This window comes from Microbulbifer elongatus, from assembly GCF_021165935.1.
Classification (GTDB): Bacteria; Pseudomonadota; Gammaproteobacteria; order Pseudomonadales; family Cellvibrionaceae; genus Microbulbifer; species Microbulbifer elongatus.
Genome location: NZ_CP088953.1, coordinates 3,457,316 through 3,484,252 on the forward strand (window position 1 = coordinate 3,457,316; position 26,937 = coordinate 3,484,252).

24 protein-coding genes are annotated in these 26,937 nt (G+C 56.3%); 4 read left to right on the plus strand and 20 right to left on the minus strand.

The features are described 5' to 3' along the window. Positions 1-609 precede the first annotated feature (609 nt). On the plus strand, positions 610-1,572 hold the full coding sequence (locus LRR79_RS14315) for an IS110 family RNA-guided transposase (RefSeq protein ID WP_231757865.1): 963 nt from the start codon (positions 610-612) through the stop codon (positions 1,570-1,572). A 15-nt stretch (positions 1,573-1,587) separates the two neighbouring features. Here LRR79_RS14315 and LRR79_RS14320 read toward each other — a convergent pair whose 3' ends face one another. The 4 genes from LRR79_RS14320 to LRR79_RS14330 all read right to left on the minus strand — a co-directional run bounded on the left by LRR79_RS14320 (position 1,588) and on the right by LRR79_RS14330 (position 4,227). Continuing rightward, a complete protein-coding gene (locus tag LRR79_RS14320) occupies positions 1,588-2,040 on the minus strand; it encodes a hypothetical protein (protein ID WP_231757866.1) in 453 nt (150 codons plus the stop codon). Between the two features lie 653 nt (positions 2,041-2,693). Beyond that, positions 2,694-3,059: a DUF2750 domain-containing protein gene (locus LRR79_RS17405; RefSeq protein ID WP_407665214.1), complete on the minus strand. Its 366-nt coding sequence runs from the start codon at positions 3,057-3,059 to the stop codon at positions 2,694-2,696. Between the two features lie 130 nt (positions 3,060-3,189). Continuing rightward, positions 3,190-3,708: a hypothetical protein gene (locus LRR79_RS14325; protein ID WP_231757861.1), complete on the minus strand. Its 519-nt coding sequence runs from the start codon at positions 3,706-3,708 to the stop codon at positions 3,190-3,192. 126 nt (positions 3,709-3,834) lie between these two features. Beyond that, on the minus strand, positions 3,835-4,227 hold the full coding sequence (locus LRR79_RS14330) for a hypothetical protein (RefSeq protein ID WP_231757867.1): 393 nt from the start codon (positions 4,225-4,227) through the stop codon (positions 3,835-3,837). A gap of 145 nt (positions 4,228-4,372) precedes the next feature. On the opposite strand from LRR79_RS14330, the gene LRR79_RS14335 reads away from it, so the two are divergent. Further along, a complete protein-coding gene (locus LRR79_RS14335; protein ID WP_269455085.1) occupies positions 4,373-5,638 on the plus strand; it encodes an integron integrase in 1,266 nt (421 codons plus the stop codon). An 88-nt stretch (positions 5,639-5,726) separates the two neighbouring features. On the opposite strand, the gene groL is transcribed toward LRR79_RS14335, so the two are convergent. From groL to LRR79_RS14360, 5 genes are all read right to left on the minus strand, one after another. Continuing rightward, the gene (groL, locus tag LRR79_RS14340) at positions 5,727-7,367 is read right to left on the minus strand and encodes a chaperonin GroEL (RefSeq protein ID WP_231757868.1); all 1,641 of its coding nucleotides are present in this window, start codon (positions 7,365-7,367) and stop codon (positions 5,727-5,729) included. A gap of 48 nt (positions 7,368-7,415) precedes the next feature. Then, positions 7,416-7,709 (minus strand): co-chaperone GroES, encoded by a 294-nt coding sequence (locus tag LRR79_RS14345; protein WP_043321025.1) that lies wholly within the window; start codon positions 7,707-7,709, stop codon positions 7,416-7,418. A 349-nt stretch (positions 7,710-8,058) separates the two neighbouring features. Beyond that, a complete protein-coding gene (locus tag LRR79_RS14350; protein ID WP_231757869.1) occupies positions 8,059-8,562 on the minus strand; it encodes an FxsA family protein in 504 nt (167 codons plus the stop codon). 96 nt (positions 8,563-8,658) lie between these two features. Next, entirely contained in the window at positions 8,659-9,420 is a 762-nt protein-coding gene (locus tag LRR79_RS14355; RefSeq protein ID WP_231757870.1) for an SDR family oxidoreductase, read from the minus strand. 108 nt (positions 9,421-9,528) lie between these two features. Next, the gene (locus tag LRR79_RS14360; RefSeq protein WP_231757871.1) at positions 9,529-10,602 is read right to left on the minus strand and encodes a DUF481 domain-containing protein; all 1,074 of its coding nucleotides are present in this window, start codon (positions 10,600-10,602) and stop codon (positions 9,529-9,531) included. A 100-nt stretch (positions 10,603-10,702) separates the two neighbouring features. Here LRR79_RS14360 and LRR79_RS14365 point away from each other — a divergent pair, with 100 nt between their 5' ends. Further along, the gene (locus LRR79_RS14365) at positions 10,703-11,035 is read left to right on the plus strand and encodes an MGMT family protein (RefSeq protein ID WP_231760037.1); all 333 of its coding nucleotides are present in this window, start codon (positions 10,703-10,705) and stop codon (positions 11,033-11,035) included. Between the two features lie 51 nt (positions 11,036-11,086). On the opposite strand, the gene LRR79_RS14370 is transcribed toward LRR79_RS14365, so the two are convergent. The 7 genes from LRR79_RS14370 to LRR79_RS14400 all read right to left on the minus strand — a co-directional run bounded on the left by LRR79_RS14370 (position 11,087) and on the right by LRR79_RS14400 (position 21,218). Beyond that, positions 11,087-12,445, minus strand: coding sequence for an AmpG family muropeptide MFS transporter (locus LRR79_RS14370; protein WP_231757872.1), 1,359 nt, complete (start codon positions 12,443-12,445; stop codon positions 11,087-11,089). A 68-nt stretch (positions 12,446-12,513) separates the two neighbouring features. Beyond that, entirely contained in the window at positions 12,514-13,122 is a 609-nt protein-coding gene (locus LRR79_RS14375) for a YbhB/YbcL family Raf kinase inhibitor-like protein (protein WP_231757873.1), read from the minus strand. A gap of 33 nt (positions 13,123-13,155) precedes the next feature. After that, complete coding sequence (locus tag LRR79_RS14380) at positions 13,156-14,157, minus strand: threonine ammonia-lyase (protein WP_231757874.1); 1,002 nt, start codon at positions 14,155-14,157, stop codon at positions 13,156-13,158. Positions 14,158-14,183: 26 nt separating this feature from the next. Then, positions 14,184-15,104, minus strand: a complete 921-nt coding sequence (gene ampE, locus LRR79_RS14385) for a regulatory signaling modulator protein AmpE (protein WP_231757875.1) — start codon at positions 15,102-15,104, stop codon at positions 14,184-14,186. Between the two features lie 55 nt (positions 15,105-15,159). After that, positions 15,160-15,690 carry a 1,6-anhydro-N-acetylmuramyl-L-alanine amidase AmpD gene (ampD, locus tag LRR79_RS14390; RefSeq protein ID WP_231757876.1) on the minus strand — a complete coding sequence of 177 codons (531 nt, stop codon included), beginning with the start codon at positions 15,688-15,690 and terminating at the stop codon, positions 15,160-15,162. A gap of 171 nt (positions 15,691-15,861) precedes the next feature. Then, the gene (locus tag LRR79_RS14395) at positions 15,862-18,258 is read right to left on the minus strand and encodes a DUF1631 domain-containing protein (protein ID WP_231757877.1); all 2,397 of its coding nucleotides are present in this window, start codon (positions 18,256-18,258) and stop codon (positions 15,862-15,864) included. A gap of 653 nt (positions 18,259-18,911) precedes the next feature. After that, positions 18,912-21,218, minus strand: a complete 2,307-nt coding sequence (locus LRR79_RS14400) for a DUF1631 domain-containing protein (protein WP_231757878.1) — start codon at positions 21,216-21,218, stop codon at positions 18,912-18,914. A gap of 453 nt (positions 21,219-21,671) precedes the next feature. Here LRR79_RS14400 and nadC point away from each other — a divergent pair, with 453 nt between their 5' ends. Next, a complete protein-coding gene (nadC, locus tag LRR79_RS14405; protein ID WP_231757879.1) occupies positions 21,672-22,538 on the plus strand; it encodes a carboxylating nicotinate-nucleotide diphosphorylase in 867 nt (288 codons plus the stop codon). Here nadC and LRR79_RS14410 read toward each other — a convergent pair. Genes LRR79_RS14410 through LRR79_RS14425 form a run of 4 tightly spaced genes read right to left on the minus strand, consistent with a single transcriptional unit; the run spans position 22,457 to position 26,825 of the window. Next, positions 22,457-23,512, minus strand: coding sequence for a glycosyltransferase family 2 protein (locus LRR79_RS14410; protein WP_231757880.1), 1,056 nt, complete (start codon positions 23,510-23,512; stop codon positions 22,457-22,459). The two genes, nadC and LRR79_RS14410, sit on opposite strands and share 82 nt — an antisense overlap. Continuing rightward, a complete protein-coding gene (locus LRR79_RS14415) occupies positions 23,500-23,949 on the minus strand; it encodes a GtrA family protein (RefSeq protein WP_231757881.1) in 450 nt (149 codons plus the stop codon). The genes LRR79_RS14410 and LRR79_RS14415 overlap by 13 nt, the downstream gene beginning before the upstream one ends. Further along, entirely contained in the window at positions 23,942-25,387 is a 1,446-nt protein-coding gene (locus LRR79_RS14420) for a glycosyltransferase family 39 protein (protein ID WP_231757882.1), read from the minus strand. Before LRR79_RS14420 ends, LRR79_RS14415 begins: the two co-directional genes overlap by 8 nt. A gap of 13 nt (positions 25,388-25,400) precedes the next feature. Further along, complete coding sequence (locus LRR79_RS14425; protein WP_231757883.1) at positions 25,401-26,825, minus strand: isoprenylcysteine carboxylmethyltransferase family protein; 1,425 nt, start codon at positions 26,823-26,825, stop codon at positions 25,401-25,403. Positions 26,826-26,937 lie beyond the last annotated feature (112 nt).

Sequence of the window (26,937 nt, forward strand, 5' to 3'; positions counted from 1 at the left end):
ATGGTGTGCCGCAAAAGACTATAAAAAGTCCTGCATACTTTAACATTTGCAGTCTGTGCCGATTGCCCTCTTCCGTAAAAAAATGAGGGATAAATATACAAATTGGTATGTACTGCCCCCACCACATGTTTGGCTTAAAATGAGAAAGCAGACCAATCATGTGCCTCGCTGCTTGAAACCACAGATAGAATCCTATGAGAAATAGTGGCACGCCGACAACGAATACAACTATTTCTGGGATATTTCCTGTCATTGCTACTTACGACTCATAACGCCGCCGGCAGGGGCGGCTTACCTTATGCGCGTTTTGCGCGAAAATAGGAGCGTAGCGACCCGCGCAGGACGCGTATAAGGTAAGCCGTCCCACGGAGGGCCGAAGGCCCGGAGTATTTTGCCCGGCATTGTATGGTCAAATTCCCCAAATATTCGATAAAGTGAGGCCCGTAACTTGCCTCCACAAGTTACCGGTGTGGCAGCTCGATGCCTGGCAGGAGCAGGTTCTACCTAGCCCGTTAACAAGCGTGTAGCGCCACACCGACCCTATGTATAACCCGAACAGTCGAATGGGCCTCATGAGCCCGAATGTAGCAAGGATGGGATGATCTCACAATGCGCGAAATGGCTACAAAAGGGGTAAACGTCGGTGCAGATATTGGGAAGGCTTTTCTTGATATCTACATCCACGAGCGAGACCGGTATTGGCAAATTGATAACACCAAAACCGCGATCAATAAATGGATCAAGGCGATACGCCGGTTCAAGGTCGAAAGGGTCGTGCTAGAAGCGACCGGCCGGTATGAACGCCTGTTTTATGAGCAACTCGTTGAAGTTGGCATTCCTGTCGTAATTGTGAATCCGTTAAAGGTGCGACGCTACGCGGGAGCCGCAGGGGTTCTCGCCAAGACAGACAAGGTTGACGCGAAGCTCATCGCAGAGTTTGGTGCAGTGATGCAGCCTAAGGTTATGCCTCCAGAATCAAAAATACAGCGTCAAATCAAAGACTTACTGGTTAGACGGCGGCAGCTTATGACCATGCGCACGATGGAGAAAAACAGAGGAAAGATAATGCCCAAGTGCCTTCAAGCTGATTACCGCCGCCATATTAAATTCCTGGAAAAGGAAATCGAGAGAGTCGACGAAAAGCTCGATAAAGCAATCAAAGCCGAGGAGCTTTGGCGCTCCAAGCGCGAACAGCTCGAATCGGTTCCTGGGGTAGGTAAATTACTGGCGACTACGCTAATAGCGGAACTGCCGGAGCTGGGTAACCTAAGCCCCAAGGAGATCGCAGCGCTCGTCGGCGTAGCACCTTTCAACAGAGATAGTGGGTCTCTCAGGGGGAAGCGTCGAATAAGAGGTGGCAGAGCACCTGTTCGAACGATTCTCTATATGGCCACCCTTTCATCGACGATTCACAATCCGATGATCCGAGAGTTTTATAAGCGGCTCGTGAACCAGGGCAAACATAAAAAAGTCGCCCTGACGGCCTGCATGCGAAAGATGATCGTGATACTAAATGCCATGGTGAGAGACGGTACTTACTGGGGAGAAAGCGACCTCAAGTTGGCAGCTTGACATCACAGTCGCTTGTTAGCATCTTCTTGGCACTAGAGCCTGACGAATACTGCGACGCTGCTCTGAGTTAAATGTAAAGTACGGGAACTCGATTTTACGACCAGACAGCCCGAGAATCACGAAATTTATTGATGGAAATATTTTCAAATTTACAGATTTTATATCTGACCGATCTAAATCGGTGACATCGCCAAAATCAGTGTACCTCACCTTATCCTGGGTAATTTCGAGAGAGTGCTCGACAACCTTATCACCACCAGTATTAAATAAAACTAGCCAAGTAAATATGGCCATTTGAAATACGAAGAATCCGAAAGTATAAATTTTTAAATAAATTTCGTTAATCGGGAAATCCAAAAAAATTGAACCTGAGTAGCACGTAACCAGTAAAACTATCGCATAGATTGACGATTGAATTATCCGAGAAACAGCATCTTGCGTTCTTGACTGAAAAAATACTTTATTCATTGGTTATGCTAACGCCGCCAACAGGGGCGCCCAACGTTGTGCGCCTTTTGCGCAATAATGGGAGCGACAGCGACCGCGCAAAAGGTGCACAGCGTTGGGCGTCCCGCGGAGGGCCAAAGGCCCGGAGCAAACTGCTTGGCCTTGTTATGAGCCGGGGCAACCGAGTGGCTCTCTACTATACCTTTCAAACCCAACTTTGCTCGCCAACTTAAACTCTTGATTTGATATCGATATTAATTGCTGAGTTTTATCTGATCCATCTGGCCACACTAAACTAAGCGTATCTCCTGAAATACTCCATTTTCCACCAGGGCCGGGCTTCTCAACCTCCAGCGAACACGGCACAATTGCAATACAAAAGTTTTCACTCTCTTGGAAGTTAAGTTTAATGTAACCGCTTTTCCCCATATTAAAATACCAAACTCCAAGTATTAGCTCCGACTTAGAGGGTACTGGCACAACGCTGTATTGACTAGTGCAGCCAGTCAGAATTACGACAAGAAAAACTATCACATACTTGATCAAACTTTCGATCTCAGGCTCATAACGCCGCGCTCAGCCGCGGCTAACTTTGTGCGCTTTATGCGCGATAATGGGAGCGTAGCGACCGCGCATAAAGTGCACAAAGTTAGACGTCGGCCTGCAGCGCATTGTTAACTGTCTGACTCTATTAGTCGTTGGGCCAGCTCGACGGGCTCCACCTCCAAACCGAAAAGATGCGCATCCCAATTCGGGCCGACCAAGTGGCCATCAGTATGCATCCCTCTAAGCCAATTATCGATAAAACTATCCAACCCAATCAAAGATGGTACGGAATCACTCCAAACCTCTTTGCAATGCCTTTTTGCGTAGGACTTATCTGACCAAAATACGTAGACGAGCGTTTCTTCAAACTCATTTGACTCGCTAGTAGCCCAAGTGCCATCTGGGTGTTTAATACCCCATACTTCACCTGACTCTATAACTCTCCGAACAAATCTTTCGTAATTTTCTATTGTCGTAGCTGAATCTTGGAACATAGTTTAATTCATGAGTGACAGTTAACGCCTTGCTCAGCGGCGGCTTACTTTGTGTGTATTTTGCGCAAGAATAGGAGCGCAGCGACTGCGCAAAAGACGCATAAAGTAAGACGTCAGCTGCAGCAAATTGTTAAGTTTTTCCATGGATTTCGTCTCGCATTGCTATGATCAAATCCCTGAAATTATTGCCGTCGTTATCCCACCAGACCTTTCTAGCTGATAGGTTATTGACTTCCGCACTGACATTTTTGCCAAAATATATATTAATCAACTGCATCGTTGATGAAAAATCTGCATTCAAATCTGACCGTTTTTCGCTTACTGCAAGCGCACTCTTTGTTCCATCAGGTTCTACGCAATCAGCTATTCCAGATGCCTTACATATTTTCAAGTCTGAAGCCAAGTCTGCTTGAAGATTTAGATAGTGTTGATAACCCTCATATTTTGAAGTCAAATTTGCCAGTTTTGAAACTCTTTCCAAGAGCTCGATTTTCTTTGTAAAAAGAATCCTTTCTCGTTCGACTTTTACCTGTCTTTCAAATATTTTTTCACTAGTCCAAGACGGGATTAACGCTCCGGCTAGAGCTCCCGAGAACCCAAGGATTGCTGAAAGAGCTGGCACAATGATATTTACTAAAATTCTACTCATGTGATCTACCAAACTTAACGCCCAGCGCAGGCGCAGCCAGCGCGGAGCACCTTTTGTGTTAATGTTTGAGCGCCAGCGAGTAACACAAAAGGTGCGTAGCGTTGGCTGTCGCTCTGCCGCTGTTTGTTATGCATTGGAGCCAGCTACGTAGATAACTGCCGGGGCAAACGTTGCGGCGGTAAGAATCCAAAAAATCAAGAAGTTGGCTCTACTTGCCTTGTTGGGACTCTCTACTCGATAGTATGTATACGTGACATACCAGTACACCATAGGACAAACAATCATCAAGCCGACCAAGGTAAATCCTACCGCATTAGATACACTATCAGCTGAAACAATAAAGTTAAAAGGAATTACTAAAAAGATAAGTATCGACCACAGGAATGCATGGATAGATAGCCGATACCAAATACTTAACATGTACTCAAAACCGCAATCCGGGCAGCGAGACTTAGAAAAACTAATTGGCACCACTTCATCTACTTTTTTCGATTTGCACTGAGGGCACTTTATTGCCATTCACTTATTCCTACGTGATGCATAACAGTTTTATTCATACGCCATAGGCTTTTGTTGCAGAAGCAATTGTTCCTCGGCGCAGAAATCAACACCTCAACAAAAATAACCAAGAATCAACAACCTATAGAAACAGGCCGTCACATTCATGCGAGCAAAAGAAGCCCATGGCTTTTGTTCTTGTTTTCCAAATGGCTTGCATGAAATAGCCAAACCCTTTGTATATCAAAGGTTTAGCCTATCTCATTCCCTGCACACAAGCCATAGGCTTCTGAATCTGGCGTTGACGCGGTTTATTTACAGATATACTGTATATAAAAACAGTTACGGTGAGCAATTTATGGACAACATTAGAAAACGTGTACCGGTGCGCCCTGTTCGACTTTTAGACACTCTTCGGTTGCACATGCGTGAAGCCGGTCTCGCCTATACGACTGAACGTACTTACATCCACTGGATTAAGCGATTCATTCTGTTTCACAACAAACGGCACCCCCAGGATATGGGCGTTCCAGACGTGGAGTTATTTCTTACCCATTTGTCGGAGGAGCGGGACTGTTCCGTAGGTACCCAGCGAATCGTTTTGAACGCGCTGGTATATCTGTACACTCGCTTTCTGGATATCGAACTAAAGGATCTTTCTTTCACGCAAGCGAAACGTCCTCGCCGCCTTCCTGTGGTTTACAGTCGCGAAGAAGTTGCCTCGATCTTATCGCATCTTTCTGGACCTGGGCGATTGCGGGTGCAGTTGCTATATGGATCAGGCTTGCGCTCGGCTGAGATGCTCTCTCTTCGGGTGAAAGATATTGATTTTGGCAGCAATAATATTTATGTGCGCAGCGGTAAAGGAAATAAGGACCGTACGACGATATTGCCACAGGGGCTTGTCGCAGACCTGCGCCGCCAAATTGAGCGTGTACGCATTCTCCACGAACAGGACATGGCCGATGGTATCGGCAATGTTTATCTTCCCGATGCGCTTGCGCGGAAGTATCCCAAGGCGGCCAGTGAGCTTGGGTGGCAATACCTGTTCCCGGCATCTCAGACTGGTCCTTGCCCGCGCACTGGCGAAGTACGCCGGCATCACCTTCATCCAACAGCATTGGCCAAGCAAATCCGCCGTGCGGTAAAGGCCGCCGGGATCCGCAAGCCGGCAAGAGCACACGCCTTCCGGCACAGTTTTGCCACGCACTTGCTTGAATCGGGGTATGACCTGCGGACGATTCAAGAGCTGTTGGGCCATTCTGATATCAGCATTACCGAGATCTATACCCACGTAGTTAACCGTGGGAGCAAAGGCGTTTTGAGCCCGATGGATTCCCTCGATCATGGCCTTTCAATCCACCCTCATGCCGGGAATCCAGCTGGTCATGAGATAACCGAACCAGCACCGGTGTATCAGATTGCCTGCTGATTCGGTACAGGCTAGATCTTCCACCTATCTTCAGACATAAAAAAACCCCGCAGCGCGGGGTTTTTTTATGGCTTGGCTGGAGGCCGGCTTACATCATGCCGCCCATACCACCCATTCCGCCCATGCCACCCATGTCAGGCGCAGCCGGCTTCTCTTCCGGGATTTCTGCAACCATGGCTTCAGTGGTGATCATCAGGCCAGCGATGGAGGCCGCGGCCTGCAGCGCGGAGCGGGTCACCTTGGCGGGATCCAGGATACCCATTTCCAGCATGTCGCCGTACTCACCGGTACCGGCGTTGTAGCCGAAGTTGCCTTCGCCTTGCTTCACTTTGTCCACGACAACGGACGCTTCGTCACCGGCGTTGGTTACGATCTGACGCAGCGGCATTTCCATCGCACGCAGTGCAGCAGCGATACCGTGGTTCTGGTCTTCATTGTCGCCGGTTACCTTGATCGCCTGGGTGGCGCGTACCAGAGCGGTACCACCGCCAGGAACAACACCCTCTTCTACAGCAGCGCGGGTTGCGTGCAGGGCGTCTTCAACGCGGGCCTTCTTCTCTTTCATTTCGACTTCGGTGGCTGCGCCAACCTTGATCACTGCAACACCGCCAGCCAGTTTGGCAACGCGCTCCTGCAGCTTCTCTTTGTCGTAATCGGAAGAGGACTCTTCGATCTGTGCGCGGATCTGCTTCACTCGCGCTTCGATATCGGCTACGTCACCAGCACCATCTACGATCACGGTGTTCTCTTTGGACAGGGTAACGCGCTTGGCAGTACCCAGGTGCTCCAGAGTGGTGGATTCCAGTTCCAGGCCAACTTCTTCGGAGATCACGGTGCCGCCGGTCAGGATTGCGATATCCTGCAGCATGGCTTTGCGACGATCGCCGAAGCCCGGTGCTTTAACCGCGGCAACTTTTACGATACCGCGCATGCTGTTGACAACCAGGGTGGCCAGCGCTTCGCCTTCTACGTCTTCGGCGATGATCAGCAGCGGCTTGGAAGCCTTGGCTACCTGCTCCAGCAGAGGCAGCAGGTCGCGGATGTTGGAGATTTTCTTGTCAACCAGCAGGATGAACGGGCTGTCCAGTTCCGCAGTCATGTTTTCCTGGTTGGTAATGAAGTACGGAGACAGGTAGCCGCGATCGAACTGCATACCTTCTACAACGTCCAGCTCGTTTTCCAGGCCGGAACCTTCTTCAACAGTGATTACGCCTTCTTTGCCCACTTTCTCCATCGCTTCCGCGATGATGGTGCCCACCTGCTGGTCGCTGTTGGCAGAGATGGTGCCGACCTGGGCAATAGACTTGCTGTCTTCACAGGGGGTGGACAGGCCAGCGATGTGCTCAACCGCCGCAGCTACGGCTTTGTCGATACCGCGTTTCAGGTCCATCGGGTTGAAACCGGCGGCGACAGACTTGAGGCCTTCGGTGACGATGGCCTGGGCCAGTACGGTTGCGGTGGTGGTACCGTCACCGGCGGTGTCAGAAGCCTTGGAGGCGACTTCTTTTACCATCTGTGCACCCATGTTCTCGAACTTGTCTTTCAGCTCGATCTCTTTGGCTACGGATACACCGTCTTTGGTTACGGTTGGCGCGCCGAAAGCTTTGTCCAGAACCACATTGCGGCCTTTCGGGCCCAGAGTGGTTTTTACCGCGTCTGCCAGGATGTTTACGCCGTTCAGCATTTTCTGGCGAGCGTCATCACCAAATTTAACGTCTTTTGCTGCCATGGTCTTAATTCCTCAATTCTGTTCGTCGTTGTCTGATACTGGGGCTAATTAGCCTTCCAGTACGCCGTAGATGTCGCCTTCGCTCATGATGATCAGCTCTTCGCCGTCCACCTTGAGGGTGTTGCTGTCGGCGTAACGGCCGAATACTACGGTGTCACCGACTTTTACGGACAGTGCGCGAACGTCGCCGTTCTCCAGCTGCTTGCCTTCGCCCACGGCAACCACTTCGCCCTGATTCGGCTTTTCTTTCGCTGCGCCCGGCAGAACAATACCGCCTGCAGTTTTCTGTTCTTCTTCCTTACGGCGTACGACTACACGGTCGTGTAAAGGACGAATTTTCATGGATTGGCTCTCCAATGCGTCGATTTAGGGTTGCAATTACAAGGGGCCGCCCCTCACTTCGAGGGCTCGGCCAGCCCCAGCTCCGGTATCCGGCGCCAGGAAAAATCTTGAGTGGAGCCTATATGTGGGAGCCCAACGGCGATTTCAACAGCCTTGCAGAAAAAAACTGCAAAATTTCCTTGTGGAGGCCGCCGGCCAGCGGTGCCCCGACGGGCAGGGGAATGCGCTGCCAGCGGGATATGCGGAGAACGGTCTGAGGGGAAGAAGTGGTAAAAAGACCAAAGAGGCGACTGTTGGTCATGGGGTACCGGTGCGAGACGGGGAGCGGAACCCCGTCACCGGTTAAAAATCAGTCAGATTTATGCTCTGAGCCCGGGTCTTCGCGCTTGTAATCTCCCCCGATCACATTGCGAGGTCCTTTCCCTTCATGGCCAGCACTCCCTGAACGGGGATCCGCACCCTGTCCGCCGGGCTGCTGGTAGCCCGTATGGGACCCGTGCACCACCACTACATGGCTGAGAAGACGCCCGAGTACCAATTGACGAATACCAGGAATCAGGCAGATGAACCCAAAAACATCGGTAATGAAACCCGGGGTCAGCAATAGCACGCCACCGACGGCGAGGAAGATACCTTCTGCCATTTCTTTAGCGGGCAGCTCCCCCATCTGCATCTTCTGCTGAGCCCGCATCACGGTAGAAATTCCCTGGCGCTTGAGTAGTGCCAGCCCAACGACCGCGGTGAAAAACACCAGACCGATGGTAGGCAGTGCGCCGATTTCCTCGCCAACACTGATCAACACCCACATTTCAAGAATGGGTAGAATAATGAACAACAGCAGTAAGGGTCGCATAGGCCCGGGCTCCAGAGGGGTTCAGTGATCGGTGAGCGTCCCTTTCTCCAGGACTATCTGGATCTGGGATTCAAGTTCGGGGCAGCCCCAGTTCCCTTACATGCGGGCGCCGCCGTCAATTTCCACCACTCGCCCAGTCAGATAGTCGTTTTCAATGATGAAAGAAACGGTACTGGCAATCTCCTCCGGCTCGCCGATTCGACGCAGGGGCACCTGTTTGACGAGGCTTTCCAGAATTTCCGGGCGCATCTGTGCCACCATTTCGGTGCCGATAAAGCCCGGCGCGATCGCGGCAACCCGCACCCCGTACCGTGCCAACTCTTTCGCCCAGGTAACGGTCATCGTCGCAACACCGGCCTTGGATGCGGAATAGTTGGTCTGCCCCATATTGCCAGCCCGGGATACACTGGAAATATTGATGATCACGCCACCGCTTCCCTTCTCCGCCATGATCCCAGCGGCAGCACGGGTGCAAAGGAATACACCGGTCAGGTTCACATCGATCACCGACTGCCACTGGGCCAGTGACATGCGATCGGTCACCTTGCCGTCTTTCACCTTCAGCAGCATGCCGTCACGCATAATACCGGCGTTATTCACCAGGACATCCAGCGTGCCGAAATCCGCAGTGATCGCCTCAAAGCAGTGGTCCACTGCTTCTTCACGGGAGACATCCACCACGTAACTTCTGGCCTCCGCCCCCGCGGCCTCACAGGCGGCGACACTCTCATCGAGACGCTCTTGATTCAGATCGAGCAGCGCCAACCGCGCACCGCGCTGGGCGAGATACACCGCCATGGAGCGCCCAAGACCCTGGCCCGCTCCGGTAATGGCTACAACGCTTTTTTCTACATTCATAAATCAGTTTTCCGAAAATACGTGTCCTGGACGTTCCCGCTGCGGGATGAGAACTGCCCCCCGGTATCCGCGTAGGTCGGTTGGGCAAGCGTAAACGGATGCCCGCTATTACCAGGAGTAACCCACGCCAACCGTCATTTTGGTGTCCTGTTTTTCGCTATCGATCGATGGCGTATTGTCGTACTGCCAAGCGTACTTCACTTCCATCAGGATACCTTTGACCAATGGCGTGCGAACGCCGATCTCCGCCGTACTCTGGTAGTCATCACTGGACTCGAATGACTGCAGCAGTTCCTGGTTGTAATAGATCTCGGGGCCCACATCAAATTTATAGCGATAGTTCCAGGCGGAGCGACCCGCAGCATAACGCGAGTCCCCGGTGGTATTGAGACTGGGGTCAATATACTCGTCCTTCAGACTGCTCACACCGCCCTGAATGGACAAGGCCGACTTATCGGTATCAAAAAACAGATAACCGAGACCGAGACCAAGGGTTGTGGTCAGGTCTATGTTGCGCGCTTCTTCGTGGACCAGGGAGCTGTTTCCCGCGGCAAACCATTTTTCCGCAAAAATCCACCGCAGATCGTAGCTCAGGCGGTATTTTTCCAGATCATCGATTTCCGGGTTGTTCTGGTTCTGATACTGGGTACCGATAATGTGGTGGAAATCTCCGTTGCGTATATCGAAGTTGGCATTAATATCCCAGTCTTCCCGCTCGCGGTTACCTTCTTCAAAAACCCCGGACGCTGCCACATTGCCGTGAAAGATAATCGGGTTTCCGACGAAGTTGACGTAGGGCTCTGCGCGGTCAATGGCGGGGAAATCCATTACCCACCCAGAGCCTTCATCACAGTAGAGTTCCCACTGCTCCTGACGGTGGCCCGCCAATGCGCAGGGTTCATCGCGCCCGGCGATCTTGAGGTCCTTGTCGGTTTCCAGAGACAGGATCTTGCCTTTTTCCACGGTGATCTCACCGAAGGTCTCGGAATTCCAGACCACGTTATCTTTCTCCACTAGCACCAGCTCACCGTAAATTCGGTCGCCGTTGGACAGGCTGAGTACACCGGCCTGGGCTTGCAGCGCGGCCGCACTGCAGGCCAGCAGAGTCAGGGTACTCTTTCGGGAAAAAAGTGCGGAAAACAGTGGAGTAATCGGAGAAAATCGGGGGACAACAGACAGCACGAAACAACCTTTCGATAGCTTTACATTATTAATTGTTCGAAACTAATAACTTAAGAGTTCGACACAGCGCAGAAGTTCACAAACTTCAGGATCAGAATTGGTGCAGAAACCTACATCAACTGACAATGATGCCACAACTCGCATCTTTCTTGCACTCGCGCGGGTACCGCAGGGACGGGTGGTCACCTACGGAAAACTGGCGGAATTGGCCGGGTTACCACGTGCAGCGAGGCTCGTCGGCCACACCTTGAGGAAACTGCCCGGGGATACCACCCTGCCGTGGCACCGGGTGATCAACGCCCAGGGGAAAATCTCCCTCCCCCCGCCGGGTTCGCAACGTCAGAAGGAGCGCCTTGAAGCGGAAGGGGTGGTGTTGATTAGCGGAAAAGTGGATCTGGCCCGATATGGGTGGCCGCAGGCCGATGAACTCTAGGGCACCGCGGGTACCACCCTCAGCCCGGGGCCTGAAACGACAGGCCGACCGCTAGCCGGGCGCAGCCTCTTTGGCGAGCGCCTCTTCGCGGCGGCTGCGCCACCACAGGTAGACCGCCAGCAGAATCGCCGGCACACCGATGATCGCGGCATAGGTAAAGAACAGGTTGTACCCTTGCGCATCCACCACGATACCCGAGAAACCACTGATAAACTTCCCTGGCAGCGCCATCAGCGAGCTGAACAGCGCGTACTGGGTGGCGGTATAGGCCTGGTTTGCGAGGCTCGACAAGTAGGCGATAAACACCGCATTGGAAAGCCCGGCGCTGACATTGTCGGCACTGATGACCAGCGCCAGCCAGGTTTTGTCCGGACCAATGTTGGCCAGGTGGGCAAACAGCAGGTTGGTTGCCGCCACCATCGCGGCACCCAGTATCAACGGGCGCATGATGCCAAAGCGCACCACTAACAGACCACCGAGAAATGAACCGAAGATGGTAAAGAAAAAGCCGAACACTTTCGTGATCTGGGCAATGTCACTTTTACTGAAGCCAAGATCCAGATAGAAAGGGTTGGCCATCACCCCCATGGCAATATCGCTTAGCCGGTAAACTCCAATAAACAGCAGGAGTACCAGGGCGAACCGGCCATTACGCTGGAAGAATTCGATAAACGGACAGGCAACTGCACGCACGAACCACTCCCAAATCCGGCTGTGCTGGCCACTGCCCAGCATCCGATCCACCCACTCGTGCTGAAACTCTTCCGCCATGGCTTTTACTTTGGCGTGATCCGGTTCAGAGATCAGCAAGGTGGTGATGACCCCTACTCCCATCAGCGCTGCCATGGTGGCATACGCGACAGACCAGTTCGCCAGTTCTGCCACGTACAAAGCCCCCGCACCCGCTACCAGCAAGGCAATGCGATAGCCGAACACATAGTTCGCGGCCATGGCCCCCTGTAAATTTCGGTCAACGGACTCGATGCGATAAGCATCGATCACCACGTCCTGGGATGCGGAACAAAAAGCCACTACCACCGCGAGAATCGCAACTTGTGTCAACGCCAGTTGCGGATTGACACTCGCCATACCCAGCAGGCCAAGCGCCACACCGATCTGCGCGGTAATCATCCAGCTGCGCCGTTTACCCATCACGCGCGTTAACAGGGGGATCTTCAGGTAGTCGATGACCGGTGCCCACAGCACCTTGATGGAAAAAGTGATGCCCACCCAGGCAAAGAAACCGATCGCCGTGCGGCTCACGCCATAATCGCGCAGCCAGGCTGTGAGCGTGGAAAACACTAGCAGCAGCGGCAGGCCGGCGGAAAAGCCGAGGAAAAACATCGCCAGCACTTTGGGCTTGAGGTAGACCCGGAGCGCCTCACCCCAGGTCATGTTCTGTTTTTGCATGGGCAGGCTCTGTTTCCTTTTATCGGCTTGCCTGATGTTCGGCGCTAGCGCCTGATCGCAATCAGCGGCTAGCGCCCAAATTTTAATTCCAGCTGCGCTTCTGCCAGTTTATTGGCATTGATCTGGTACGCCACCATCGCCGCTGGGCTATTTTCATCCAGGGGCAGCTGCTCCACCTTCAGCGCATAGACACGAAACTGATAGCGGTGTTCACCATGTCCCTCCGGCGGGCAGGCACCGCCATAGCCGGGACTGCCAAAATCGGTGCGGCTCTGAATCGCCTCCGGAATCAACCCGTTTTTGGGGTCGCCTGAGCCTTCCGGCAGGCCGCGCATCTGCGCGGGTATATTGAAAACCACCCAGTGCCACCAGCCGCTGCCGGTGGGCGCGTCCGGGTCGTGCATTACCAGAGCGAAACTTCGGGTCCCCTCCGGAGCACCCGACCACTTCAGATGGGGCGAGATATTCTCGCCATTGCAGCCAAACCCGTAATACCGGTGTTCGGCGCGCATCCGGTCACCTTCCGCGTAATCCGGCGACGTCAGCACAAATGGCTCGGCGCGGGCATCCAATGCAAATAGCAGCGCAGACAGAGCGACGAGCGGGAACAATATTCTCCCCAGTGTAGCAGTCTGCGGGCGACAGCCGCGCCACAGGCCATATCCCAGAACGTTCATACCAGTCCTCCCTTCCGGCCCCGTACAGCTTACTCAATTTGCCGCAGCAATAGCCGCCACCGCCGCCAGATCCATATTGCCACCGGTTAACACGATTACCGCCCGCTTGCCGCGAAAGCGCGCGGCGTGTTCAAGCACAGCCGCCAGTCCCGTCGCAGCAGACGGCTCAACCAGCTGCTTGGTGCGGCCCCAGAGCAGCGACAACGCGGTCACGATGTTTTGCTCGGAAACCGTCACAATGTCATTGACGCTCTCCCGGATTACCGCGAAGTTGCGCTCTCCCAGGGTTGTACGCAGGCCATCGGCGATCGTATCCGGAGTTTGCTCGGTCACACGTTTGCCCCCGCGAAAAGAGCGTTGCGCATCGTCAGCGCCTTCGGGTTCTGCCCCCAGTACCTTGACTTGCGGCGCCAGCGCGGAAACCGCCAATCCCACACCCGCCAACAGACCACCGCCGCCCACCGGCGCCACCAGCAGGTCGGGGGTAAAGCCCAGGGCGCGACACTGGCCGATGACTTCCTGGGCCACAGTCCCCTGCCCGGCAATGATCCGCGGGTCGTCAAACGGAGGCACAATATGCGCGCCGGTCTTTTCGACCACGTCCGCCAGGGCTGATTCGCGCGCCGCGAGGGTCGGTGCGCAAGGCACGATGTCTGCACCGTACCCGGCGACAGCCGCTTTTTTCGCGTCTGGCGCATTCTCCGGCATCACTACGGTGCAGCGGAGGCCCCGTAGGGCCGCTGCCCAGGCCAGGGCAGCCCCGTGATTCCCCGAGGAATGGGTCGCCACCCTGGTAGTGCCCGGTGGCAGATGAAACAGTGCATTGGCCGCACCTCGCGCCTTGAAGGCACCCACCTTCTGCAGGTGCTCGCACTTGAAGTAGATTTCGGCACCCAGTTGCGCATTGAGCGCCGATGAATGAATGAGGGGGGTGCGATGGACTATTCCAGAGAGGCGTTCGGCGGCGGTGAGCACGTCTGCCGCCACCGGCAGGCCCAGAGGAGACAAAGCGGAATCAGATAAAAATTCAGACACAGGTATTCGCTTTCGTGGGCCGCCAGCTACCAAAACAGCACATACAGTGCCATCAGTGTAATCCACATCAGCAGGGCTCGTGACAGCAGTGCCTGCATCGCTTCCACTTCCGCACCGCACAGTCGCTGCCCCTCATCAACGGCAACCCCAGCACTGCATTCACTGCTATCAATACCACCCAACGCCCCCTCCATATAATGCTCGAGCACATCCGGGGTGGTGGTTTCCCGGCAGGTCAGGCGCTCGCGCCACACCCGATAGCAGCCGGCGAAATTGCCCACAATTGCCAGGGTGAAACCCAGAGCGCGCACCGGGAGCCACTCAATCAGCCACAGCCAACGCGCCGCCAGCGTTCGATCCTGGGCAAGCAGGTCACCCTCTACGGGGTTCTGCGGCGCTCGCGCAAAAGCTTCCAACGCCATCTGGCTCATGCGATACAGCAGAGCCCCGGGCACCCCCAACAACAGGAACCAGAACAGCACTGCAAACAGTCGTTCGAAGGCTCGATAAACCGCTGCGCGAAAAACAACTCGGTGCAACGTCTGCGCATCCGGTGCCTGTCCCGCCGCACAGGCATCTTCGGTCGTCATCAGCGGGGCGGCAGCGGCTTTCGCCGCCTCCAGGTCCCCCTGGTACCAGGCGCGCAGGTAGTTTGCTAACGCATCGTTAAAGTTACCGCGCCCAAAGCTATACAATAACGCCGGCACACTAATGAGAATCACGCCCAGCCAACCCAGCAGCGACTCCGCCAGCGCCAGAACGATGGCAACCGCCACCACCGGCGCAAGCACCAGAATACCGAAGCCAATGCCCGCGCGAGCGCGCAACGATGGTTGACGAAATACCAGCGCTTGCCAGCGTCCGAACCAGGCATCGCGGTGTAGGGGCCCACCGGACCCCCAGATCTGAACAAGCCCCAACGCCAGCAGCACAATCAGAAGTGCCATAGCTCCCCCGCTATCATCTTTTTGGTTCAATACCCGCCGCAGCTGGTCCTCGGGCTTATTTGCCTGAGGTCGGCCCGGTGAGCTGATCCAACTTATTAAAATAAAGGTCCCAGTCAAATCCCGGACCCGGGTCCAGCTTGCGCCCCGGCGCAATGTCCGAGTGCCCGGTAATCCGCGACCGATCGATGGCCGGATAGGCCTCGAGAATAGCTTGCGTGACTTCCGCCAGTGTCTCGTACTGAGCCGGAGTGTAGGTATCGGTTTCCAGCCCCTCCAGCTCAATACCGATGGAGAAATCATTGCAGTTTTCACGCCCACAGAACATCGACTGCCCCGCGTGCCAGGCACGGGCATCAAACGGCACATACTGGGTAACCCGCCCGGTGCGATCGATCACCAGGTGGGCGGAGACTCGCAGAGTGGCGATTTCAGAAAAGTAGGGATGGGCATCGATATCCAGATGGCCGAGAAAGAACTCGTCAATATAGGGGCCACCGTACTGCCCCGGCGGAAGACTGATGCTGTGGATAACCAGCAGATCCACTTCGGTGTTGTCCGGGCGGGCATTGCAATGCGGACTTGCCACGCGACGAACACCCGACAGCCACCCTGACTGGACCTGATATTTCAAAACATAACTCCACCGGAACTGAGCAGGGAGCTATTTTATGGAAGCGAAGAAGTATCTGCCAATAGCGGCCCACATTTAAGATCAATGATATACCAATCCTGTGTGCCGCTGGCAGCAACCGGCGGGTTATACCCGAATGGGGATCTTGCTTTCACCACAGCTGCCCACCACATACTCCAGTGCCCGCTCAAACAGAGGCCCCTGCTCCAGTGGCAGCAACGCTTCGTCACGCAACGCGTGCGCCAACTGCAGGCGAGAGTATACGGCCACTTTGGCTCCCTGACGGTTAACGAACATAAACTGGTCCAACTCGCGGATAATCGCCGCGAGGCGACAGCGCACCGGCAGCTTTTCCGAGTGACGCAACAGGAACCAGCTGTCTTTGAGGTGGTAGGTCTGCTGCCAGTGGTTATCGTCGCTGGGTAGCGGCTTGAGGTCCGCCGGTTCCGTCACCGCAGCGTCGGTCACCACCTGCTGGATCTCTTCCACATCCGGCAGCGCTTTCTGGTCTGCCGGCAGTTCCAGCGCTTCATCCAGCACTTCAGTTTGCGCTGCTGGCGCAGCCACGCCGAGCATGGCGTCATCTTCAGCGACGGCGTCTTCCTCTACCGGAATAGCCAGCACGCTATCGGCCTCTCTACGCAACTCTTGCACCAGACGCTCGCGGGTCCGACGTTCGCGCTCAGACTCCACCCGTTCACCCAGGGTCTGACGCTCCCGGTACAACACTTCCAGTCCACCCATCAGCCGCTGGCGGTCACCGGCGCTCATGGACAGGGATTGCGCACCGTCTTCCAGACGCTTTTTCAAACCGGGTAACAGGCGCTGCATTTTCACGCTGCTCTCGGGCATCGGCGCTACCACGCTCCAGATCAGATCCCGCGCAGTGAGTACATGCTGACGCCACACACCACTATCCGTCCCCTCTTTCAGGCACGCGCGAAACAGCACACTACTCCACACACGGTTCAACCACTCGTGAACAATCTTCGGCAGTTTACGATCCGCAGTGAGGGTGTCATATACCGCAGCTACCCGCGCCTTGGCCGCCTCGACCCGCGCGGTTCCCTGAGCTTCGTCGATGGTGCGACGCTCCATTACCTCGGCGCGCCGACGTTCCCGCAGGGAAAACTCGCGGAAGGACTCCAGCAATTGCCGGAAAACGCGGTCGTCCCGGTCGTAACGGGACAATACCTCTTCGACAATAGTGCAGACCTCGCGGTAAAGCGGGTCATTCAGATAATTTTCCCCGGGTTGCCAGCCAATAGCCGCATCGGCGAGCTCATTCAGCAGGCGCCGCGCCGGGTGCCCGCTTTTGCTGAAAAATGCCTTATCACTCACCGCCAGTTTCAGCATCGGCAACTGCAGGCGAATCAACTGAACCTTAATAGGCTCCGCGAGATTGCGGTCCTCGAGCATAAACGAGAACAGCATGTCCACCAGACGGATTACTTCGCTGTCCAGCTCGTGCAGAGAAGCGCTCTGCTTGGACTCGACCAGGCGCTGTTGCAGCAACTCCGTCACGTTGATCAACTGGCCTGCCGCACTGGCCTGGGCAGGCAGGGAGGACTGGAACTGGCCCAGGTGCTGCAACAGCGTCGGGGTGGCCATGGCGGGTGCGCCGGCACCGGCGGGCAGGAGCCCCGGTGTACCGCTATATCCGCTCGCAGACCCGGCTCCAGCACTGCCTGCGGGAATGGCAGCGGCGGGGAATGTGCCGCCGGCGCCCGGGTCGCCGGCCAGCGTGTGGTAGCTGCCAGGGGGCATACCGGCCGCGCCAGAAGGCGCTCCCATTGGCGATACCTCAGTGGCAGCCCCTACGGGAGCCGCAGCAGATGACAGGGGGATCTCCCCCGCCTGGTTCCCCGGCCCAGCGGTCGCTGGTGCAGATGGGCGGCTGCGATGACGCAAAGGGTCTTCGATGGTTGGCAGAACTCCCTGCTCGATCAGTAGCGTATTGCAGGCCTCATAGAGTTCCCCCAGTCGATTCACCAGATGTAACTCAAACTTCTTCAACACTGTCATACGTGCGCGCAAGCACACGTCAATATCGTTCAGGACATCGACAAACGCATTGCAGATGGCAGCGGGACCCAGCGGCAGGTTTTCATCGTATATCTTGCTGGACAACAGTGTATCGAGGCGTAGAGACAGTGCCGCAATGGCCTCCGCGTAATCGCGGCGAATATTTGCCACCATGGAGCGGATGGCAACCTGCTGCTCAAGGTCGTCGTTATTAAGCAGGGAGAGACTTTTCAGGGAGGTACTCAGGTCCGGACTGACGTCATCACCGGACGCGTCGTTACGGGGGTTATGAAAGCGCTCCTCGATACCGTCGCACAACCCATCAATCAGGTTGCTCTGCTCTACTCGAATGACGCGAATCGCATGAAAGAGTTGATCCTGCTCGTCCTGCTGGTGCGCTTTTTCCGCCATCATAAACAGCGAATCATCGACCTGCGCGAAGACTTCCTCCGCACGGCCCTGAATCCACTGAATGGCTTTCTGGTTTACGAGGCTCACGTTTCTGGACAATTGTCTAGCATTTGTGCCCATCGCTGGGCTAGACTGGGCCTCTCGGGTATTGCCACTTTTCGCACCACCGGTAATCACAAATAGTTCGTTATTATTTCTTTCCATTTCGTCCTTGCTCACCCCGGCACGCCCTCCTGGCATCGGTTACGCCGCCTCATCACTGAGAAGCCGTTGCGCGCAATCCCCCAATACAACTACCCCGTAAAGCGCCCGCAACAGAAACGGCAATGACAGCCACCACAGATTCTCGACACCGAAAATCCCATCAGTGCCTGAACTGCAACTGGCTGATACGTAAAAATTGAAAAAAGTCTGACTTCAACGGGCGGTTAATCCCGATGAATAAAAGCTGCCGATCAATATCCAGCAAACCCAAACGACACGCAAGTACCAGAAAGGGCCATTTTTCGTAGATTTCTTTGAATATTGTGCGGATATACCAACACGACAGGAAAGGCAGGAGAAAAAAACGGACAGGATCGCGGGTAACCTGACGTTAAACCAGAGACCTACAAATTATTACAATTTTCTGACAACACAAAGTAACGTACTTTACATACGCCCGTCAAAAAACCCGCTTCGCTTCCAGGGCGCCTGTACCGAAGCGGGTATTCCTCGCGACAGTGGTTACGGGGAGAAAATCAGCGCATTTCACCGCGCGACTGTCGTACGGTTCCGATCACCGACTGCAGCGCGCGTTCGAACAGCATGCCATCGTCCATCGACATAAGCTCGCCTTTGCGCAGGGCAATAGCCAGCTCCGCCCGGGTAAATTCAGCGACCTTGGCACCATTGCGGTTGACGAAGATAAACTGATCGATGTCTTTGATGACCGCCGCCAGACGACAACGGAACTGCTCTTCCTCACCGCGCTTGAGCTCAAACCAACTTCCCTGGGCGAGACGGAAAGTCTGCTGCCAATGGGTATCGGTCTCTGGAATCTCTTCACGGATGACAGCATCCGGTTGCAGCTCGACTTCAGCCACCGCCTGCTCCAACTCTTCCATTTGCGGCAGCTCTACAACCGGTTCAACCGGCTCTTCGCGAACGGGGGGCTGAGGCGCGGATTCGGCCTCGTCCTCTACCGGGGCCTGACTGGCCGCTTCCGCAGCCATCGCGCGCGCTTCCTGCTCGACCTGCCGGCTGCGTTCTTCCAGCAACCGCTGCGCCAGAGCAAAGCGCTCCCGGTAAATTTCTTTGAGGCCGGCGAACATTCGACGGGCTTCAAAACTGTTCAGTGATACGGCCTCGACACCGGCCTTCAGACGTCCCTGCAACGTAGGCAGCAACCCCAGCAGCTGCTTGCGACTCTCTGGCATGGGAGCGTGTACACTCCAAACCAGATCCCTCGCGGTGCGCACATCGCGGCTCCAGCTTTCGCTCTCGGTGCCCTCTTTGATGCAGGTCAGGAACAGCATATTGGCCCAGACCTTTTCCAGCCACTCGGACACTACCGGTGGCAGATCCCGCTCCGCCATCAGCGCATCCATTACCGCAGCGACCCGTGCGCGCGCCGCCTTGGTTTTGGCCTTACCATCGGCCTCATCCACGATGCGCTGTTCGAGACGCTGGGCACGCTTGCGTTCACGCTCAATAAATTCGCGGAAAGACTCCAGCAGCGTGGAGAAGATATTGATATCCTGATCGAACTCCGCCAGTACCCGGGCAACCACTTCACCAATCTTTTTATACAGCGGGTCTTTTTCGTAATTGTCTTTGGCCTGCCAGCCGGTACAGGCGTCCGCAAGCTCGTTCAGCAGTTTGCGCGCCGGATGGCCGCCCTTGCTGAAAAAGGACTTGTCGGCAATGGCGACCTTGAGCAGCGGTAATTGCAGGCGCCCCAATTGGGATTTGATCGGCTCGGCGAGATTGCGGTCTTCCAGAATAAAAGAAAACAGCATCTCCACCAGCTTGATGATATCGCTGTCCATCTTGGCCAAGGCTGCGGACTGGCGCACTTCCACCAACCGCTCCTGCAGCATACTGTTGACATTCAACAGCTGCACTTCGCCATCACCATAGCTCTCGGGCAAATGCGATTGCAGTGCACCCAGGTGCGACAGCAGGTCCTGCGGTGCCATCGGCGCAGCGCCACTCCCCAGCGGCATCAGTCCATGCCCGGCATAGGCCCCCGGCTGCGATCCGCCCTGGTCGCCCTGCGCAGTAGATGCGGAGCCCGCCGGTTGCTGAGGGCGCGGTGCCGGCCGTTGCTGACGGGCAGCGCGACGCTGCTGCTTCAGAGACGGCAGCACACCCTGCTCGATAAACAGGTCGTTGCACTGCTGATAGACCTTGCCCAGATTCAGCATGACCATCTGCTCGAATTTTTTCAGCAGGGTCAGACGCGCGCGGATATGCAGGTCCAGAGCGCGCGAGGCCTCGATAAAAGCATCACAGATAGCGTCGGGGCCCAGGGGGTTGTTCTTGTCGTAGATCTTGACGGAAAGGAGCGTGTTGAGACGCAGGGTGATTTCGGTGAGTGGCTCGGCAAAGTCTCTCTTGGCATTGGCCACCATGGTGTCCACGGCAACCAGCTGTTCCAGGTCGTCGTTGTGCACCAGAGAAAGGTTATCCGCCGAGTAGGGGTCCTCCTCATCGGCACTGATTTCGCGCACCTGAAATCCCTGCTCGAGGGCATCGGCAAATCGCTCGACCAACCGGCGGCGCTCGACACGCAGCAGCCGCAAGGCCCGAAACAGGCCGTCCTGCTCTTCCTGACCGTGGGCTTTCTCGGCCATGGCAAACAGGGAATCGTCCACCTTGGCAAATACCTGCTTGGTGTGATCCATCAGCAGGGCCTTCGCCTTATCGCGCACGGCCACGACCGGTGGCGGCAGGGTAACCGAGCCACTGCGACGACTCTGCCCCGGTTCACTTTGGGCACCGCGCATGGATACCACATTGGACGCAACGGTCGGAGCTACACTATCGGTATCTTTCATTGCCATCTAGCCTCGCCGACCATTGCCTTCATCAATGAAGTGGTCGGGTGATGCGACACAGCGGCCCTGGGAAGCGCACTGTGCATGGTTTATTGAGTTTCCGGCCCTTTTGCCTGCTACCTCTCCGCTCAATTTCCAACCACTTTCCGGTGGAACAAAGAAACCGAGCACAAAAGAACGGATCGCCCTATCTTGGTCGACCGTTGATTCTAAGTACAGCGACCACCCAAGCACAACCTCCGTACAACTGGCACTATCGTTTTTGCGACCCTAATCACAGGCCTAGATGCTACCGGGCGCCCCCAGCGCCCCATAAAATACTCCGCGCCACTGCGCCCCACAGCGTCAGATTTGCTACTATGGCCGCCGTTTAAGCGCCCCCATTACGACGCGCCGCATCCACCCTCTTCCGCCCCCACTGTACGCCAGCCCGGGGCAAAGCACTATCGAGGTCCCAGCATGACACCGGCCGATACCAGCATCCCCAATCTCGCAGCAGACATCCAGCGTTCTGTAAGCGCTGCGCTGGCGGAGGATGTCGGGGATGGCGATATCACCGCGCAGCTGATTCCTGCCGATCGCACCGCGCGCGCCCGGGTGATTACCCGCGAAGACTGTGTTTTCTGCGGCCGCCCCTGGGTCGAAGAGGTGTTTCGTCAGCTGGACCCGGATCTGGATGTCATCTGGCATGTTGAGGATGGCCAGCAGGTAGCCGCCGACAGTGTACTTTTTGAACTCGACGGCAACGCCCGCAGCATCCTGACCGGCGAGCGCTGTGCGCTCAACTTTGTACAGACCCTGTCTGGCACCGCCACTACCGCGGCCAGCTATGCGGCCCTCGCCGCCGGTACGGAAATCAGAATCCTTGATACCCGCAAGACCATCCCCGGTCTGCGCACCGCGCAGAAATATGCGGTGCTGTGTGGGGGCTGTGATAACCACCGCATCGGCCTGTTCGACGCCTTCCTGATCAAGGAAAACCATATTGCCGCGGCGGGCGGCATTCACAACGCGGTGGCACAAGCACACCAGATCAAGCCCGGCGCGCTGGTAGAAGTGGAAGTGGAATCGATCGAGGAACTCGAGCAGGCGCTGGATGCAGGTGCCGATGTCATCATGCTGGACGAGTTCACCGACGAGATGACCGCACAAGCACTGTCACTGGCCAAGGGGCGCGCGAAAATCGAAATTTCCGGCAGCGTGAACGAAACCCGCCTGCAGCAGCTGGCGGGCCTCGACGTGGATTACATTTCTTCCGGAAGTCTGACCAAACACCTGCGTGCCATCGACCTGTCACTGCGACTGGATTCCGACTCCACCGCCTGACGCGCTACTACCTCGCGCAGGTGATAGCGGGGACGGCGTTTTACCTCCTCGTAGATCTTGCCGAGGTACTCGCCGATCACCCCCAGGCACAGCAGCTGCACACTGCCGATAAACAATACGGGGACCATAATGGATGCCCAACCGGGCACCGCGCTGCCGGAGAACATTTTGACCACCAGCACCCAGGCGATCAGCACCAGGGAAACGGTTCCCGCCAATAGCCCCAGAAGGGTGATGGCGCGCAGGGGCGCAATCGAATAGGCGGTGACCCCACGCCAGGCGAGCGACAGCATTCTGCGCAGTGGGTACTTGCTCTCTCCCGCCAGGCGCGGACGGCGTGCATAGGAAACCGTGGTGGAACGAAATCCGAGCTCGCGCACCATTCCCCGCAGAAACAGATTGGTTTCCGGGTATTCCAGCAGCGTGTCCACGGCGCGCCGGGACATCAGGCGGAAGTCCGCATGATTGAACACCAGGTCCACCCCCAGGCGCTGCATCACCCGGTAATAGCCTTCGGCGGTCATACGTTTGAACCAGGTATCCGTGTCCCGCTCGGTGCGCACGCCAAATACCACCTCATTGCCGGCGACAAACGCATCGATCATGGCCGCAATATTCTCCGGGCCATCCTGCAGGTCGGCGTCAATGCTGACCACCATATCCTCCGAGGTCTGCGACAGCCCGGCGTACAGCGCATTCTGATGACCGCGATTTCGCGACAGTGCCACCGCGACGATACGCGGATTCCGCAGTGCCAGCTGCTCCAGCATGGGCCAGGTAGCGTCGCGGCTGCCGTCGTCGACAAAATAGATTCTTGAACGCACATGGATGCGTCCAGCCTCGACAAGCCCGGCCACAACCGTCAGCAGTTCCTGCGCCGAGTCTGACAAGACTTCCTGTTCGTTGTAACAGGGCACAACAATCGCCAGAGAAGGCGGCGCACCCGCGCCGATAGGGTCGCTCATGGTCTCCATTTTCGCTCCCGGTATACCCAGAATTGATGCAGTACAAAGTTGCTTACCAGTGTGACGAGCGTGGCGGCCACCTGTGCCAGCAAGTAAGGTAAAAAAAGAAGGGACACGGTAAAACAGAGCGTATTCACCCCCAGCCCGATCGCCACGACCCCGGCAAAGCGCGGCAACGCCTGCGTGTGCCCGGCCTGCCCCTGGAAGGTGATATAGAAATTCAGTAGATAATTGAGCGCGGAGGCAACGCCGTAGGCAATAGCCGAAGCGAGCACTGCAAACACTCCCGCCAGCTCCACCAGCAGAACCAGCAGCAGGTACTGAACACCCGTTGCCAGCCCCCCGACCACCACGAAACTCCCGAACCTGCGAAGCAGCCGCATCACCGGCCGCCACCAGATCGGGGCCGGGCGCTGTGCAGCGGCGGGCCCACCCGGCTTACGCACTGACATGATCCGGAGCTGGAGGGTGGGCGGCCGCCGTTGCCGGCAGCGGCAATGCCGCCTTGTCGCCAGCATCGGCCACCGGTTCGTCTGTCTGTGTGTGTGTCGAACGGAGCCCGCCACCGGCTTCCAGGTGACGCCGCCGGCGCAGCACGCCCGCCAGTGCCACACCCTGGACCAGAAGAAATCCCTCCAGCGGTTTACGATAACGCCCCTCATTGACCGCGATGGGCAGCACGCCCTGCACCAGCAACCAGGTGGCCACCAACACAGCAAACAGGCGCACTTCCCGCAAACGCCGCCAGTAACACAAGGTACCCACCATCAATAGCAAGCACAGCGGTGCCCATAGCCAGCGACTGTGATGGTTAAGCCGTTCGATGAGGCGCGCGCGATTGTTGTCGGGCCAGGACGACCCAAAGAACAGATACACCAGGTTTTCACCGGTCAGGTGAAGATAACGCTCCATCGTCATTGGGTAGCGTGCCAGCGCCGCTCGCCAGTCTTCCGCTCCGTTGGCAATTTCGATACGCGCGTGTACCGCGCCTTCGCGGGTTGTGGTCCAGTCGCTCAGCGGCGCCAGGGGCTTTTCCCCTGTCGACGGGGAGCCAAACCAGTAATTCCACTGCGCGCCATCCTCGCGCAGATAGTGCACGTGTATTTCCCGCTTGCCGGAGCGCAGGTACAGTGCCACCAGCTGCCCGATACCATGGGGAGAAACCATATGCATTACCGCATAGCTGCGGTAGGCCAGCGGCCCCATCAGCAATGTCAGTACAAGAAGACTGAACCCCGCCTTGGCCAGTTTCTGGGGTTGCACCAGCCACAGCCACGTGGTCACCACCGCGGCCAGGGGGATGGCGATCCCCCGGGTGAGCCCGGCACAGGTCCACAGCACCACCATCAACAGGAAGCTCGCCAGGGTCTGTTTGCGCCGGCAGCGCCAGCTGGCGTAAAGCGCGGCTCCCAGCAGCGGCAGCAACAGTGTTTCCTGCATGAAATAGCTGTAGATCCCGATCCAGGAAGGCAATAGAGAAATCGCGGCCCACACCGCCGTGGCCTGCATGCGGGAGGGCAGCAACTCGCGGGCGAAGCGATACCAGATCCAGGGCGTCAGGCAGGCGAGCAACGCCGTATAGAACGCAATCAGCAGAGGCTCTTTCAGGGTCAGCTTGGCGAGCACACCGATGTACAGCTGGTACATCACTGGGTCGGTGAGGGTCATCGGATCAGTGCGCAGCGTTGCCGTGCCCTGCTCCCAGTGCCGTTGGGGGTCGCTCCAGATATGCGCGAGGGGGTTGTAGGTAAAAATATGCTCTACACGCAGCCAGATACCCAGTGCGATCAGAAAATACAGGCCGGCGTAAATCAGCCAGCGCCGATCGAGCTGCCGTAATTGCGGGGGCAAACCGCTCGCCAAGCCGCGCAGATTCCCGCTCATCGATACCACCGGCTCAGGCAGGTCTGGCCGGGGCGGAAGGCGCCGTTGATCCGGTCACCAGAGGCTCTACCGCCGGGGCATCGTCGCCGTGGTAGAACAGGCGACCGTTACCAAACCGCAGCAGCGGGAAGCGGCGTCCGATAAAGGCAAAGATACCCCGCTCTCCAATATAGCGCGCATAGGCTACATAGGTGGGATCCCAGGCAAGATGACGCTCCTCGGTGCGCGCACGCATGAAGTAAATGAAATTCACCATCAGCAACAGCAGGGACTGGCGCAGGGCTTCGGAGCCACTGGCGCTGACCATAAAGGGCATGGAGATCATCCACCAGGACAGGTTCTTGCTGATATAGGCCGGGTGTTTGGTGAAACGGTAGGGTCCGTTGGTCAGGATGCCGCGATGCGTCAGGTTGGAAAAGCGGATACCAAACGGAATGCTGGCCCACACATAAATCGCGATCAGCAACAGAATGATCGATCCCCACAGGGTGTAGGCCCAGGGGGTATCCCAGAACCAGTAGCCCCACGCCGGTGCATCGTCGTACTTGAGATAGGTACCGGAGAACAGGCTCCAGAACGGCTGATAACCGATCAGCGCCACGCCCCAACCGAGAAAGCTCGGCTCAGCGGTGCGGATATGGGAGTCAAACAGTCGCAGGGTGCACACATAACCCACGGTCACAAACAGCAGGTCGATGTAAAACAGGAAGTTGAAAGTGAAATCAAAAACAGACTTGAAGCTCACCAGCAGACGTGAGAAGTCAAAATTCAGCAGGTTGGTAAGATTGTTGCCCAGGTACACAAACATCAGCGGCAAGAAGAACAGTTTTACCAGCCATCCCAGGTACAACTGGCCAATGGTTTTTCCGGACACGCCTTTGCGGTTACCCATGATCCAGCTGCCCAGCTGCCAGTAGCTGTCCTTGGGCGACTGCATGGCGCCATCGACCAGATAGAAATACGGAACCGCAAGCAGCATCCACCAGGGCAGCACAGCTTTCACCACGGTGAAATAGTTGTCGTAGAACGAGCCGTGATATTCCGGAAACAGCCAGTAGACAAACGCGACGGAACCGACAGTAAGATAAAAGCCAAGCAGCTTCAGTGCCGTGCGACCAAGGCTGAAATTGACGCGACGAAAATCCAGGCCGGCGGAAGGGTTGCGCCAGGGCTTGAGGATCAGCCACTCCAGAATGATGATCGGCAACGCCAATGCTACCGCCACCACCACCAGAGACTGGGTCTTCACGTGCAGATCCTGCCCGTAGGCGCGCAGCCAGAATACCGCCGCCAGAGATAACCCCAGGGCGAACAGGTTGATCCAGATATTGGTTGGCGCCGCAGGACAGGACGGAACGGCAGCGGCGGTCGCCGACTGCTGCGCAGCGCCCGCGCCGGTCGACTTACGGGAGGCTTTTTTGCTTTTTATTTTTTTCATACTGGGTCCAACGGGAACTGCCAACTACCTTCGGGTCGCAACTACTCTGGTCGTACAGGGCGGCCACGCCACCGGTCATATTTGCGCCAGTTTACCCCTAACCCCGGGGTGC